Source organism: Dysgonomonas mossii (genome assembly GCF_004569505.1).
Classification (GTDB): Bacteria; Bacteroidota; Bacteroidia; order Bacteroidales; family Dysgonomonadaceae; genus Dysgonomonas.
Genome location: NZ_SPPK01000001.1, coordinates 1,032,902 through 1,048,995, shown reverse-complemented (window position 1 = coordinate 1,048,995; position 16,094 = coordinate 1,032,902). Strand labels below are relative to the sequence as shown.

9 protein-coding genes are annotated in these 16,094 nt (G+C 36.7%); 3 read left to right on the top strand and 6 right to left on the bottom strand.

The window, feature by feature from the left end:
- Nucleotides 1–112: 112 nt before the first annotated feature.
- Nucleotides 113–1,084 (bottom strand): glycoside hydrolase family 43 protein, encoded by a 972-nt coding sequence (locus tag E4T88_RS04475; RefSeq protein ID WP_135104260.1) that lies wholly within the window; start codon nt 1,082–1,084, stop codon nt 113–115.
- Nucleotides 1,085–1,115: 31 nt separating this feature from the next.
- Nucleotides 1,116–2,258 (bottom strand): endo-1,4-beta-xylanase, encoded by a 1,143-nt coding sequence (locus tag E4T88_RS04470; protein WP_135104259.1) that lies wholly within the window; start codon nt 2,256–2,258, stop codon nt 1,116–1,118.
- Nucleotides 2,259–3,015: 757 nt separating this feature from the next.
- Here E4T88_RS04470 and E4T88_RS04465 point away from each other — a divergent pair.
- From E4T88_RS04465 to E4T88_RS04455, 3 genes are all read left to right on the top strand, one after another.
- Nucleotides 3,016–6,984, top strand: a complete 3,969-nt coding sequence (locus E4T88_RS04465; RefSeq protein ID WP_135104258.1) for a hybrid sensor histidine kinase/response regulator transcription factor — start codon at nt 3,016–3,018, stop codon at nt 6,982–6,984.
- Nucleotides 6,985–7,232: 248 nt separating this feature from the next.
- Entirely contained in the window at nt 7,233–9,260 is a 2,028-nt protein-coding gene (locus E4T88_RS04460; RefSeq protein ID WP_135104257.1) for a transketolase family protein, read from the top strand.
- 105 nt (nt 9,261–9,365) lie between these two features.
- A complete protein-coding gene (locus E4T88_RS04455; protein WP_135104256.1) occupies nt 9,366–11,729 on the top strand; it encodes a glycoside hydrolase family 127 protein in 2,364 nt (787 codons plus the stop codon).
- Between the two features lie 97 nt (nt 11,730–11,826).
- Here E4T88_RS04455 and E4T88_RS04450 read toward each other — a convergent pair whose 3' ends face one another.
- The 4 genes from E4T88_RS04450 to E4T88_RS04435 form a co-directional block, all read right to left on the bottom strand.
- Nucleotides 11,827–12,528, bottom strand: a complete 702-nt coding sequence (locus tag E4T88_RS04450; protein WP_135104255.1) for an NUDIX hydrolase — start codon at nt 12,526–12,528, stop codon at nt 11,827–11,829.
- Between the two features lie 220 nt (nt 12,529–12,748).
- Nucleotides 12,749–13,627, bottom strand: coding sequence for an alpha/beta hydrolase (locus E4T88_RS04445; protein WP_135104254.1), 879 nt, complete (start codon nt 13,625–13,627; stop codon nt 12,749–12,751).
- On the bottom strand, nt 13,624–14,778 hold the full coding sequence (locus E4T88_RS04440) for an alpha/beta hydrolase-fold protein (protein WP_135104253.1): 1,155 nt from the start codon (nt 14,776–14,778) through the stop codon (nt 13,624–13,626). Before E4T88_RS04440 ends, E4T88_RS04445 begins: the two co-directional genes overlap by 4 nt.
- Nucleotides 14,779–14,798: 20 nt before the next feature.
- Nucleotides 14,799–16,082: a family 8 glycosyl hydrolase gene (locus tag E4T88_RS04435; protein ID WP_135104252.1), complete on the bottom strand. Its 1,284-nt coding sequence runs from the start codon at nt 16,080–16,082 to the stop codon at nt 14,799–14,801.
- Between the last annotated feature and the right edge of the window lie 12 nt (nt 16,083–16,094).

Genomic DNA, 16,094 nt, shown 5'->3' with positions numbered 1-16,094 from the left:
CTTTCACTAAAAAGAATCTCTTTATCAGATAGAAAGCGAGTAATTGGCTTTTTTATATTATTTATAATCGATTGCATAAAAACAGAGTCATCGTCCCTCGTATATCAAGCAACTAATTAAGTGTACCTTCAATCGTTTTAATTTTACCGTTGCTATCATATTCCAGTTCTACCACCTTAAGGCTACGCAACCATGTTTTCCCTTCAGATGGTACACAGTCATGGTAAAATAAATACCATTTCCCTTTGAATTCGGCAATTGCATGATGAGTAGTCCAACCGATAACCGGAGTAAGAATTACTCCTTGATACACAAAAGGACCGTACGGATTATCTCCGGTAGCATAACACAATAAATGTGTATCACCTGTGGAGTATGAAAAGTAATATTTACCATTGTATTTATGCAACCATGATGCTTCAAAAAAACGTCTCTCTGTATCTCCTGCCGTTAATGGGTCTCCGTTCTCATCTAGGATGAGAACATCGCGAGGCTCTTCTGAAAATCCAAGCATGTCAGCACTCAATTTTACAACTTTAGGACATAGAGCTAAATCTTTTCCTTCGGGCAGAACGGCACATTCTAGCGCTTTGTTGTTGCGATAACGTTGAAGCTGTCCACCCCATAATCCACCAAAATACATATAGTATTCGCCATTTTCTTCCCAAATAGCAGGATCGATACTATAACTTCCCTTTATTGGATTTTCCTCAGGAGTGAATGGCCCTTCGGGCTTATCGCTAATAGCTACTCCTATACGAAAAATATCATTTTGATCCTTCAGTGGAAAATACATATAATATTTGCCATCTTTACAGGCTACATCACAATCCCACAATTGACGACCAGCCCAAGGGATATTTGCTGTATCTAACACAACACCATGATCTGTAAGGACACCATTTTCGATATCATCGGTAGAAAACACATGATAATCCTTCATATTGAAGTGATCGCCATTATCATTTTCTTCGATTCCACTTTCCCAATCGTGTGAAGGATATATATACAATCTCCCGTTAAAAACATGAGCAGCTGGATCTGCCATGTAAGCATCAGGAACTAAATATTTAGACGTTTTCATCTTTCCGCTATTTCGAAGTTGATATTGTTTTTTATTTTCTTCTAGACATTGCCTCATCTATAATACTCTGAACAACAGGTTTAGCTTTATAATTCCGATCAAATAATAAAGGATAATCTGTACGTCCTCTCATTGGAAAATTATTTTTCCACGAATCGCCATCCGTAACACCCCACATAGTTACCCTACTTACTTTATCAGAATTATCCAGAAAAAGTGTAAAGTATTCCAACATCCGCTTACTCCAAATATCTGAAACTGAATCGGGCAAAGCTTCAACATAAGGATTCATCTCCTTCCTATAAGCTTCTGTATCCGATATATTAGCTCCCACATTAAAACGAGGAGAAGGCAATGCACTCAATTCAAACTCTGTAATCATAACTTTCACACCTAATGCAGTATAGGCATCTATCGCCGCCTTATAATCGGCTAATGTCGGGGAATCTAACCCCACATGACCTTGCATACCAACGCCATCAATACGAATACCTTTTTCCTTTAAAGTTTTAACTAGATTCACAATCGCATCGCGCTTCTCATTGAGCCATTCATTATAGTCATTGTAATAAAGCTCTGCATCGGGATCAGCTTCGTGAGCATATTGAAATGCTAACGGAATGAATTCTTCACCTAATATCTCATAGAATTTACTTTTGCGAAACTCTCCATTATCTAATATCGCTTCGTTAACAACGTCCCAGCCTTTTATGCGTCCTTTATAACGGTTCACAATTGTTGTTATATGATTTTTCATCCTTTCTTTTAAGACTTCAGGCGAAACGTCTTTTCCTTTATCATCAGTAAAGAACCAGGACGGAGCCTGAGAATGCCAGATCAGGCAATGGCCTGTGACAAACAGGTGGTTCTGCTCACCTAATTCAACAAACTTATCCGCATCATCAAAAAAGAACTCTCCTTCTTTGGGCTGCATATACATGCTTTTCATGCAATTTTCTGCTACAATGGCAGCAAACTGATCTTTTACAATTTTCAATGAAGCTGTATCACGACCTTGTATCTGATTTAGATTTAAAGCCGTTCCGATATAAAACTTTCCATCTAACGCGTTTTTTAAAGATGGATTTTTGTCATCACTTGTCGATTTAGCCTGAACACAGCAGAGCAATAAAAGCATCAAGCTAAAACTAAGAATAGGTGTTAATAATTTCATGATAATGATTTTTCTATATTATATATTTATTAATTTCATTTTTAGAGCGACATTATTTCTCATCCAAATACCGTTCTTCGATTTCCACATTGATCTTGTTTATCACATTATCTTCCAGTTCATATTTAGATTTATCCCTGTCGATTTTATAAATTGAGCTTTAAGCACAAGCCATACCAGTATCTTTATTGATTTTGATTTATGCCCCCCTATCTTCACACGTCTAAGGCTAAGGACTTTCTGTATTGTAAAATTAAACCATTAACAAAAGAGAGGTAACTATTATTGATACAGGTTACGCTATCATATGTTTCGCAACAACTCTAAGATGTTTCACTTTATATCTATATTGTTTCTTCAGATTCTTGAAAGCATACAAAGAGATTTTTTGTGCTTCTTTTTCACAAAAGAGCTTCACCTCAAAAAACAGATTATTATGTCTAAAAAGTAAATGCTAGCATAAATGCTATAGATTTACACTTATAATTGAATTGATACATGTATAGATTTAGCTAAAATTATACTACCATTTGATATTTAAAGAAACGTGCATGCAATTATACCACCATTAATATATGTGCTACCAAAGCAGAAGAAACCGATATAATCCACCTAAACAAAGACATAAAACACTCTTTACGTTTCACAAACGATAGTTTATGTTGCACATGGAACAAAATATGTTTATTTTGTTCCCTTTTTCATTGTTTAATTCTTTATTTTTGTTTCACATTCTAATACCGAAAATCTAAAATACATGAGCAAACGCCTTTTTTTGTTTATTGCCCTTTCGTGCGTCTCCATTAGTTTAAGCTTAGCTCAACAGGAACGCTTTTATGGATTAGGGAAATTATCGAGCAACCTAATCACCCGAATAACTCAAGATTCCTCAGGATTTATTTGGATAGCTACCCAGAATGGATTAAATAAGTTTGATGGATGGAATTTCACTCATTATTTTTACAATGACAAAGACTCCACATCCTTATCTGGTAATTATATCGAAACTTTTTTCACTGATGACTCCGGCGCTCTCTGGATCGGTGCCAATAGAGGATTAGAATATTACAATCCTTACAAAGACTCTTTCATTCATGTCAAATTCCCCGATAATACACATCCATCAGTCAGAGGAATTATACAACTGCATAGTGGAGAAATCTGGATTGTAACAGGAGGCTATGGCCTCTACTCTATCAATAAACAAACAATGGCAGCAACGTCTCTCACAGATATAAACAAACTATTGGGAATCCCTTATTCTAACCATATTTTTGAAGATCGGGCACACCAAATATGGGTAGTATTATCAGAAAGCCGTATGGCATGTATTTCTCCAGACAAAAAAAACGTAAAAACTTATGATTTACCTATAGACCCTCAATATAAGGTCTATGGAATAACAGAAGACCACATGGGTAGAATGTTTGTTGCAACAAGCTCTTGTGTTTTTTTATGGGATATAATCCGTCAAGACTTTATGCGTATCAAAAATGATGAACCAAATGTAAATATACGAGGTATCGCTTGTCTTAAAGACGGAATGGTATACGTCAACACCGTAGGGCAAGGACTGAAATATATAGATACCAATACGATGACCTTGGTTACGCCTTCTAAACTTAAAAACGGATACGACAATCCTATAAAAGAACGTATTACAACTTTTTTTGAAGACAACAAAGGTAACTTATGGTTTGGATGCAATCAAAAAGGATTATTAATGGGCTTAAATGAGCCTACTCAGTTCGACTTTTGGTATTTTAAAGAAAATGGAGAAACAGGATCTATTACTTCATTATATGAAGACCGCGAAAATGAATTATGGCTAGGAACGGACAATGGTAAACTCAATAAGATAAACAACAGAGGCAAGATTTTAGAGTCTTATAATATCCAAAAAGATGTTTCTACCATATATGAGGATATCAACGGAACATTTTGGATTGGAAGCTACCAAGGAGGTGTTTATACTTTTGATAAAAAAAGTGGGAGGAGTGCTAAATATCCATCCTTCGAAGGAAAATCGGTTGTTGCTATAGCTGAAGATAAAAAGAAAAATGTATATATATCCGTGCTTGGTGAAGGTTTCATTCGCTATAATATTGAAACAAAAAAATGGATATTGATATCTGATAAAACCCGTTTAGCAAATGATCAGGTTTTATCTAACAACTGGATTAATGATATCTTGTGCGACTCCGATGGGCTTATTTGGCTTGCACATAGTATAGGTGTAGACTGTTACGATCCGAATAAGAATATCTTTCTACACTATAGCGATGATACATCTCTTTCTTCTATGATTTGCACCACTCTAATGGAGGACAAGAAAAAAAACATTTGGATTGGGACAAATAATGGATTATACAGATATAACAAGAAACGCAAAAAGATAGAACACTATGGGATGGAAGAAGGTTTGCCGAACAACATTATATGCGGACTAGGCACTGATGCTACGGGAAACAACATTTGGGGAAGTACACTCAACGGAATATTCCAATTAAGTATAGAAACCGGACGTATCGCATGTTACTACACAGGGAATGGACTTGTAGATAGAGAATTCTCGAAGAATATTTTCTTACAAGATAAGATGGGATATTTATATTTCGGTGGGTTATATGGAGTAACCAAATTCCTCCCGGATTCAATTAAGGCTCTAAGTTTAGACTTTCAACCCAAACTAACTCATTTATACATAAATAATGTATCAGTTAGTGCTGACAAGATAATAAAAGGCAAACCGATATCCGAGACTAGACTGTTTGATGCCTCAGAGATAAACCTATCCTATAACGAAAAGTCTTTTTCTCTAGAATTTTCTACAATGAATTATCATAATCCAGAGAATGTGATTTTTGAATATCGCCTACTAGGAATGAATGAAGAATGGATATCTACATTTCCGGGAGAGAATCGTATAACATATAACTTTTTATCTCCAGGGAATTACACCTTAGAAGTAAGAGCTTTCGAGAACAATGCTTATTCTTCTATCAAGACTCTAAACATAAAGATTTCACCACCTTGGTACAGTACTACTTGGGCAACATCCTTATATGTATTACTTTTTATCGGAATATTAACTGGTATTGCCTATACATGGCAGAAACGTCAACAAAGACGTAGAGAAGAACAAAATAATGAAGATAAACTAAAATTCTTCATTAATATTGCACATGAAATACGATCACCTACCACATTAATTATAAGCCCATTATCTGAATTACTAAAAACTGAATATGATGAAAAAACAAAAAAGTTATTAGAAACAATACAGCGTAATGCACATCGGATAATGAGCCTTATAAACCAGCTTTTGGATATTAGAAAGATAGACAAAGGACAGATGAAGATTGCATGTCAGGAAACAGATATGGTCGGATTTATAAAAGATCTAACACTTGTTTTTGATTACCAAGCAAATAAGCGAGATATAAAATTTACTTTCGAATCAACAGAAGGTCGTCTTCCTGTATGGATTGACAGAAACAACTTTGACAAGGTCTTGATGAACTTGCTCATAAACGCATTCAAATATACGAAGGACGGAGGAGAGATTAAAATAACCCTTGCAACTACTAAATCCGAAAATACAGGGAATGCAGGAAAATATGCTGAAATTAATATCATTGATTCGGGATTAGGATTAAACGAGAAAGAGGTTGAACGCATTTTCGAACGATTTTATCAAACAGAGCCATACAATCCATTAGGATTCGGCATAGGGCTGAATTTATGCAAACTATTAGTTGAGCTTCACCATGGAACTATAAAAGCTTCTAATAGGAAGGATATACAGGGTAGCTGTTTTACTGTTCGTATTCCTATAGGGAATGAACACTTCACAAAAGACGATATTGTTCAGCAAAGCGAAACAATCCGCTTTGCATTAGAAACGCCTATTTGTTGGGAAGAAAAAGACCATCCAACAGTAGCTATTAAAAATAAAAAAAGACAACGCATATTGGTTGTAGATGATGATGAAGGACTACAAGAATATATACAAAGAGAACTAAGTGCGAGTTATAAAGTCGTTACGGCAAATAATGGCAACGAAGCTTTGCAAATATTACTACAAGAACGCATAGACTTGGTCATATCAGACGTAGCAATGCCCGAGATGGATGGTTTCACTCTACTCAAGAAAATTAGAAGCAATGAGAATATAAGTCATATCCCGGTGATCCTCTTAACATCTCAGGTTGAAGCGGATAGTCGCATGATGGGCTGGAATGTAGGTGCCGATGGCTTTATGGATAAACCGTTTCTGATGGAAGAACTGCTCTTCCTTTGTAATAATCTGATATCAAACAGATCTTTATTGAAAGGTAAATTTGTAGGGGTAAAAGAACTGGAAGAGAAAGTGACTCCTTTAGATATTAAATCGAATGACGATTTATTTATAGAACGACTGATGACTCTTATTAATAAAAATATAGACAATTCTAAATTCAGCATCGAGGCTCTATCTAAAGAGGTTGGTATCAGCCGTACACAGCTACATCGAAAGCTTAAAGAAATAACAGGGATAACTACCAGCGACTTTATTCGAAATGTACGATTAAAACAAGCTGCAAAATTGTTAGTTGAGAAAAAAGTAAATATATCACAAGTCGCTTATGCTACAGGTTTTTCGAACCCTACCATTTTTGCAGTTGCATTTAAGAAATTCTATGGATGTACCCCTACAGAGTATGCAGAGAGGGGAGAAAGTTAAGATGCAACATAAAAGAATGAATATGCGACATAATAGCAGTCCAAAGCACTATATTCGATTGTAAAAGGAATGGATTCTGTAATTATTATTTTTAATGTTTCGTAAATTTGAAATATGATTATTGAGAAAAAACAATTATTGAAAATAAGGGAACTTTAGTAATGAAAATGACGGTTTATATCTAAAAAACCCTTGTTTTACAAATATAATTTCTCTGATTAAACTTCGAAACATCAAAATATTTAACAATGAGTTCTATTGATTTATTAAACAAAAGTGCAGACAATATTCGTATACTGTCGGCTTCAATGGTTGAAAAAGCGAAGTCAGGTCACCCGGGGGGAGCAATGGGGGGAGCGGACTTCATCAATGTTTTATTCACTGAGTTTCTCGTTTACGATCCGCAAAACCCGACATGGGAAGGTCGTGACCGTTTTTTCCTCGATCCCGGACACATGTCACCCATGCTTTACAGCACATTGTGCCTGACTGGAAAATTCACACTCGAAGACTTACAACAATTCCGCCAATGGGGAAGCGTTACTCCAGGACACCCTGAGAGAGACATCAACCGCGGAATAGAAAATACATCAGGACCACTGGGGCAGGGACATACTTTTGCCGTAGGAGCCGCAATCGCTGCCAAATTCTTAAAACATCGCTTTGGTGAGCGTATGGATCAGACCATATATGCGTTCATCTCGGATGGAGGTATCCAGGAAGAGATTTCGCAAGGAGCAGGACGTACAGCCGGACATCTGGGACTTGACAACCTGATCATGTTCTATGATTCGAACGGAATACAGTTATCAACCAAAACAAAAGAAGTAACAGAAGAAGATGTTGCCGCTAAATATCAGGCATGGGGATGGAGAGTGATCACCATCAAAGGAAATGATGCCTCCGAAATACGTGCCGCTCTTACAGAAGCTAAAGCTGAAAAAGAAAAGCCGACCCTTATTATCGGTAAAACAATCATGGGTAAAGGTGCCATTAAAGCCGACGGTTCAAGCTTTGAAAATGAGACTGAGACTCACGGACAACCCTTAAGTGCTGCCGGAGCTTCTTTCGAGAAAACAATCGAAAACCTCGGAGGTGACCCAACAAATCCGTTCGTTATTTTCCCGGAGGTAAAAGAGCTATATGCTAAACGCAAGGCTGAACTCGAAGAAATAGTAGCAAAGAAACACGCCGAAAAACAAGCCTGGGCTAAACAAAATCCTGAGCTTGCCGAAAAAATGCAGAAATGGTTCAGCGGCTATACTCCGGCAATCGATTGGGCAGCCATAGAGCAAAAGCCTAATCAGGCGACTCGCGCGGCATCGGCAACCGTACTGGGTGTGTTGGCAAAGCAAGTGGAGAACATGGTTGTTTCATCTGCCGACCTTTCCAACTCGGATAAAACAGACGGTTTCTTGAAACATACCCACAGCATGAAAAAAGGAGACTTCTCAGGAGCATTCCTGCAGGCAGGGGTATCGGAACTGACAATGGCTTGCCTGTGTATCGGCATGACACTGCATGGCGGTATCATTTCGGCTTGTGCAACCTTCTTTGTTTTCTCCGACTACATGAAACCGGCGATACGTCTGGCTGCTCTGATGGAACTGCCGGTTAAGTTTATCTGGACGCACGATGCTTTCCGTGTAGGGGAAGACGGACCGACACATGAACCCGTAGAACAGGAAGCCCAGATTCGTCTGTTGGAAAAATTGCAAAATCACAACGGGCACAATTCCATGCTGGTACTGCGTCCGGCGGATGTTACAGAGGCAACCGTTTCTTGGAAAATGGCCATGGAAAATCAAACAAGCCCTACCGGTCTGATTTTCTCTCGTCAGAACATCAACGACCTGCCGGCAAAAGAAAACCGATATGCAGAAGCTCTTCAAGCAGAGAAAGGAGCATATATAGTGGAGGAAGATGCGAACTATGACATCATCCTGCTGGCTTCCGGATCGGAAGTATCGACACTCGTTGACGGGGCTAAACTGCTGAAAGAAGACGGCATAAAAACACGTATTGTTTCCGTTCCATCCGAGGGAGTATTCCGCACACAAAGTAAAGAATACCAGGAAACCGTATTGCCGCAGGACAAGAAAAAGTTCGGATTGACTGCCGGGCTACCCGTGACATTACTTGGGCTCGTTGGCGACAATGGTAAAATTTGGGGTATGAACTCTTTCGGGTTTTCCGCTCCTTACAAAGTACTCGACGAAAAACTAGGCTTTACTCCTGATAATGTATATAAACAGGTCAAAGAATATCTGAAGTAATATAAAAAACAAAGCTGATATGCAGAATGGTTCGTTAACCAACCAGAAGTATACCAGCTTGTCTATTTTTAATAGTGTTTATGTATAGAAATTAAATCAATATCAATGAAGAAATTATTTACAACAATATTCTCTTTCGTTTGTGTTATTCACCTTTGTGCTCAGGAAACTACTCCTAAAATCAACTATTTTGATCTGAAAGACATAATGTTATTGGATAGTCCTTTCAAAAGGGCACAGGATCTTGATAAAAAATATCTTTTAGATTTAGATGCAGATAGACTTTTGGCACCATTCTTAAGAGAAGCTGGATTGCAGAAAAAGGCAGAGAGTTACACGAATTGGGAAAATACGGGTCTTGACGGACATATCGGAGGGCATTATGTTTCGGCTCTTGCTTTGATGTATGCTTCTACAGGAGATGAACAGATAAAAAATCGTCTTGACTATATGATAAGTGAATTGAAACGATGTCAGGATGAAAATGGTAATGGATACATTGGAGGTGTTCCCGGCGGAAAGGCTATTTGGGATGAAATAGCCAAAGGTGATATTCGAGCCTCTGGTTTTGGGTTAAATAACAGGTGGGTTCCTCTCTACAATATTCATAAGACTTATGCAGGCCTACGTGATGCCTACCTTATTGCAGGGAATGAGACAGCAAAGGATATGTTGATTAAAATGACAGACTGGGCTATAAAACTAGTATCGAATTTGTCCGAAGAGCAAATACAAGATATGCTGCGCAGCGAACACGGAGGACTAAACGAAACTTTTGCGGATGTTGCCGTAATAACGCAAAATGAAAAATATTTGAAATTAGCTCATCAGTTTTCTCACCAATTAATACTAAACCCATTATTAGCTCATGAAGATAAATTAACAGGATTACACGCGAACACGCAAATTCCTAAAGTTTTAGGTTTTAAACGTATTGCTGATATCGAAGGGAATGAATCTTGGTCGGAGGCCTCTCGTTTCTTTTGGGAAACTGTAGTAGAGCATCGCTCGGTATGTATAGGTGGAAATAGTGTAAGAGAACACTTCCACCCAACAAATGATTTTTCGAGTATGATAACAAGTAATGAAGGCCCCGAGACTTGTAATACATACAATATGCTCCGTCTATCTAAAATGTTTTATCAAACATCCTTAGATAAAAAGTATATTGATTATTACGAAAAAGCATTATATAATCATATCCTTTCAAGTCAAAATCCTCAAACCGGAGGCTTAGTTTATTTCACACAAATGCGCCCCGGACATTATCGTGTATATTCGCAGCCTCAAACCAGTATGTGGTGTTGTGTTGGATCTGGAATAGAAAGCCATGCAAAATATGGAGAAATGATTTATGCACACACAAGTGATGCTTTATATGTAAACCTATTTATTCCTTCTTCATTAAACTGGAAAGAAAAAAATGTTGAGATCGTTCAGGATAATAAATTCCCCGACGAATCAAAAACAGAAATCACTGTAAATCCTAAGAAAAAAAGTGAATTTACAGTGTATGTACGATGCCCATCATGGGTAGAAAAAGGAACAATGAAAATTAGGCTGAATGGAAAAACATATGCTGGAGTTCTAAAGAATGGTTATATTGCAATAAAAAGAACTTGGCAAAAAGGAGATCGCATAAGCGTAGAATTACCGATGACTATTGTTGCGGAGCAACTTCCTGACAAATCAAATTACTATTCATTTCGATATGGACCTATTGTTCTTGCTGCGAAAACAGGGCAGGAAGATATGACTGGTTTGTTTGCTGATGATAGCCGTGGTGGACATATAGCACACGGAACTCTTCTTCCTTTGTCCGAAATGCCTCTATTGGTTAGCGATAAAGAAGATATTACTTCTAAAATTAAACCTGTACCAGGTAAGCCTCTGACTTTCAAGTTGAGTAGCCTTTATTCCACCAAATATCCGTCAGAATTGGAATTTATACCTTTTTTCAGATTGCATGAGTCTCGCTATATTATATATTTGCCCCAAACAACAACTGAAGGATTAGCTAGTTTGCATGAACAAATAAAGCGAGAAGAACGAGAACGTATCAAACTGGATTCTAAAACTATAGATAAGGTAGCTTGTGGAGAACAACAACCCGAATCAGATCACTTTATACAATTCGAAGAATCGAATGCAGGATCATTCGAGAACATTCACTGGCGGGAAGCAAAAGGTTGGTTTAGTTATCAAATGAGAAACAAAGACAAAAAAGCCAAAGTTTTATATGTCAAATATCTAGATTCTGATAAACCAAGCATTTATGAAATTTCGGTCAATGGAGAGAAACTTCAAAATCTAAGTATAGATAATAAGCCTGAATCGGGAATCCAATTTATACTATTAGATATTCCTCTAAGCGAGACGACAAAAGAGATATTAGATATTAAATTTACTGCAAACAAAGAACATACAACACCGAAAATCATAGAAGTTAGATTATTAGAAGATAAATAGCTGTTTAAGTATTACCTTTACATTAAAATAAAAAAGAACCAAGACTAGCTGAGTCTTGGTTCTTTTTTACGATAATATTAATGGTATATAACCAGTGTTAATCAACATATGAAAAAAAGGAATACCCTTTTTTCAATAATTCATCATATTTTTCTTTGTTGAATTTGTAGTAAAAAGCACCTCGCTTCGAGGTTGATTTATCTTTATCCTGTTGCTTTTCCAAAACATTCATTTCCAGCATCTTCTTTCTAAAATTACGTTTATCTAATTTTGTTTGATAGATTGCTTCATAAAGGGATTGCAATTGAGGTAAAGTAAATTTTTCAGGTAATAAATTGAAACCGATAGGCTGAGTCGCAGCTTTTCGTCTAAGTATCACTAATGTATCTGATAGCATCTGGTTATGGTCGAAAACTAATTCTCCAACCTTATCCACTTCTTCCCATCTGGCATTGTGAACCTTACAAAGTTTATCATCGAACAATTCCAGATCAATCAATGCATAATATGCGATAGACACAACCCGTTCTCCTTCATCACGATTAATATCGCCATATACACCAACCTCTTCCATATATACGTTCTGAATACCTGTATATTCATAAACAACACGAGAGATTGTTTCATTAAGATGTTCATTCGAACGCAAAAATCCACCCATGAGTGTATCATGACCTTCTAATGGGTTAAATTTTCGCTTCGAAATAAGTAAGTACATTTTATCATCTTTAAAACCAAGTATTATACAGTCGACGGATATATAGAATTTTTCTTGCTCTTTATAGAATGATGGTGTCATCTCAATTTATTTAAATTAAAAACAAACAATAGAGTGTATAATAAACACTTATTACATGCAAATATACCATCTTTTTTATAATTATCTATCCGACTCGTATTCAATATATAATATTGCGTCATCAGACAAAAGTATGAATATACAACAACTAGAATAAAGACACAGATAGTTAAACACTTAACTACGATCTATATTATATTCTCTAATAAGTAAAACTTGTTTATTCTTGAAATATTCGTCTGACAAAATTATACAGGCTATTCTTCCATACATCAAAATCGTGCCCTCCGGGTGTAATGTAATAGATATGTTCTACTCCATTCTTATTAAGTGTGTTATTATATACTTCTGGCCATTCTTTTACGACATCATCATTGCTTCCTTTTACTATCATTATCAAAGTCGATTTCTTATACTTTGAAGGCACTGTAAGCGTTTCTTGTGTAAAAAGACCTTTCTCTACATCATAAGGCAGAACACCTACTGCAGGAGTGAATGCTCCGATATATGCAAATTCATCAATCATTTCTATTCCAATATGGAGAGCAGAACGACCTCCCATGGATAGACCTGCTACAGCACGATTATCTCGTCCGGAAAGTACCGGATAATTTTTCTCTATATATGGCAACAGGTCATTTTGAAGATCATTCAAAAAATTATCATATTCCTTAAAATGTTGGACAGAGTAAAACTCCGGGGCAACTTTCACACTATCATGCCTAGCTTTGATATTGGGAATAACAACTATCATTTCTTTACATTTTCCCTCATGGAGTAAGTTCGATATAATTTGATCCGGATTGCCGCCAAACCAGTCATTCTCATTTCCGCCCAAACCATGAAGAAGATATAAGGTCGGGTATTTCTTATTCTTATCATAATTTGGCGGTAAAATTATTTTAGCGAGCCTATTGCTATTCGTTGTCTTCGAAAAATAGCTGACATCGTTAACTACACCATACCTTACATCCGGTTTGCGTTGATCGAAGCCAATAGGTGTATCATAATTGTTATCTACAAATGATTTCACCTTAGATGTAGTACAACTTACTAATAAAATCAGAGATGCACTGAATAGAAAAAACAGCTTTTTCATTGTTTTTGTTTGAATATTAGAGGTAAAAATTGATTAAGGCATCGTCTCCAAGTAAGCCACTCATGATGAGTTCCTGGAGATTCGTAATATGTATTATTTATCCCATTTTCCTTTAAGAAATCACTGATGCGTTTGCTGCCCATTCCCTCTTCAGACCCCATACCTAAGAAAAGAGTATGTACTTTTTTGTTGAAAACATCAGGCTGCGCAAAAACACCATTGTAGGCTTTCTTTATATTGTCTTCTTTCAAAAAGAAAAGAGCACCACTAAAAGCTCCTATATGCGAAAACTTATCTATATTATTCAATGTAGTCTCAAATGTCTGATGACCTCCCCACGACAAACCGGCCATGGCTCTGTTATCTCTATCCGAAAGGGTCCGGAAATTTGAATCAATATAAGGTATAATATCATTTATAAGTATTGGAGTAAATAATGCTCCAAACTCCTTTTGAGATTCTCCTTTTTTAGTTCCATGTATATATCCACAATTACCATAATCCATTACAACAATCATCGGAACAGACTTCTTTTCACTTATCTGGTTATCTAAAATAAATGCCATTTTTCCTTGTCTGCTCCAGCCGGTTTCGTCTTCGCCCATACCATGTTGAAGATACAGTACAGGATAACGTTTTGTAGAATTCGTTTCATATTCGGCAGGGGTATATACAAAACATCTACGTTGCTTCTCCTCTACTTTCGAGAAATAATAACATTCTCTAACTTGTCCATGAGGAATATCTTTTTGATACGAATAATAGACAGATTCTGCTTTAGGTTCCGGAATTTCTATGCCGCTCGCCATTCTTCCACAACCAAAAAACGTCTGGCTGGCGGGATCTACTACAGATACTCCATCTATCAATAAGAAGTAGTAATGAAATCCTACCACCAATGGGTCGGTTGTTGCTTCCCATATACCGGCTGCATCTTTTGTCATCGGATATTTTTTTCCACATATATCAACTTGCATGCTTTGCGCAGAAGGAGCTTGGATACGGAATGTAGCACTTAAATCTCTATTCACTATAGGATATTGACCTTCAGGAATATTGTACTCAGAAGAAATACCTCCTTCTAAATCTTGTGCTGTAGCTTTAGAGGCAATAGACAGAACTAAAATAAACAGCAAAATACAGTTTTTCATAATAATTAGATATTTAATAGTTAGGACGGAAATATTATTTTATAGTTTCCACTTAAATGCATAAAAGCAAACAAATACAATAGTCCATCATAGTATGCATCGAAAAATCCATCTTCGTATGGCTTATGTTCAGAATTCCAAAGATGATGAATAAATTCACTCCTCTTAGGATAAGTAGACATTGTAGTTGCTGCAGCACTTGTAGCAACTAATCCTAAGGAGTGTCTTAAATTCTTTTTATAGCTCCCTGCCGGTAATGTATCAGAAACCATTCCTCCATCAATCGTATACTGGTCTACAAATGTTTCCAACCCTTGAGAGTATAAGAAACTTTGTATCTTAGTGCCATAGTCTTGTTGCCATTCTTTGTCTGCACAACTCCACGAATAATCTAATGCTATATTCAAAGGGACTCTCCATGAATCAAATCGAAAATCTTCACCTACAATACCATATTCTGTACGAAATGGCCTTCCATCGTAATATGAATAATCAGGAGTTAGGCCTGTTACAGGATGTACAGCCTTATGCAAATACCCTCGGCTAGAGCGAGCACATTCTTTCCAATATTCAGAACGTCCATCTTCTGCCCATTTAGCCCAAACTTCATAGAATACAGGAATGTGATACGATGGATCGGTAAACAGAGCGGCCCCTCTGAAAGGCACAAAAGTAATCAGTTTGTGCTCTGCATCAATAAGGTTGGTCACTCCTTCCTTTCCCCCACCCTTATTCATCGAACAGTTAAGTATATTCTGAGCTTCTTTCAAATAATCGATTCCTTCATCATTTCCCCAAAGATTAGATGCAAATATCAAAGAAGTAATATAATAGAGCTCTCCATCAGACGCCGGTCCTTTTGCATTAGGCGTTCCATCGGTTTTGCAACTCCATGCGAAATAACCTTCAAAAGGTCCATCTTGATGTTGCATATTCTTTTTACTCCAACGCCATAAACGATCAAAAATATCCTTCTTGTTCAGTTGTACGACAATCATCATTCCATAAGACATTCCTTCTGTTCGCACATCATGATTTTTTACATCTGATATGTAAGCCATTGAATCTCCTACTTCAAAGTAAATCTTATTCGGACCGAAAAAGAGATTTTGAAATATTCCCTGTAATTTCTCATCAACCTGTTCTTTAGAGTATCCTACTTCAGTAAAAAGATTCCTATATTTCTGCGATTCAAAAGCTCCTGTCTCCCATGGAGTAACTTCGATATGTTTATTATGATTACAAGATATCAAAGAAAACAAGCAAAGTACGGAGAATAATAATTTACAATAATATTTTTCCATAAGTACACTTTA

Bases quoted from the DNA above. Each gene is read 5' to 3' on its own strand.
- E4T88_RS04440 (WP_135104253.1), bottom strand. From the start codon at position 14,778: ATGAAAAACTGTATTTTGCTGTTTATTTTAGTTCTGTCTATTGCCTCT.
- E4T88_RS04445 (WP_135104254.1), bottom strand. From the start codon at position 13,627: ATGAAAAAGCTGTTTTTTCTATTCAGTGCATCTCTGATTTTATTAGTA.
- E4T88_RS04435 (WP_135104252.1), bottom strand. From the start codon at position 16,082: ATGGAAAAATATTATTGTAAATTATTATTCTCCGTACTTTGCTTGTTT.
- E4T88_RS04450 (WP_135104255.1), bottom strand. From the start codon at position 12,528: ATGACACCATCATTCTATAAAGAGCAAGAAAAATTCTATATATCCGTC.
- E4T88_RS04470 (WP_135104259.1), bottom strand. From the start codon at position 2,258: ATGAAATTATTAACACCTATTCTTAGTTTTAGCTTGATGCTTTTATTG.
- E4T88_RS04460 (WP_135104257.1), top strand. From the start codon at position 7,233: ATGAGTTCTATTGATTTATTAAACAAAAGTGCAGACAATATTCGTATA.
- E4T88_RS04465 (WP_135104258.1), top strand. From the start codon at position 3,016: ATGAGCAAACGCCTTTTTTTGTTTATTGCCCTTTCGTGCGTCTCCATT.
- E4T88_RS04455 (WP_135104256.1), top strand. From the start codon at position 9,366: ATGAAGAAATTATTTACAACAATATTCTCTTTCGTTTGTGTTATTCAC.
- E4T88_RS04475 (WP_135104260.1), bottom strand. From the start codon at position 1,084: ATGAAAACGTCTAAATATTTAGTTCCTGATGCTTACATGGCAGATCCA.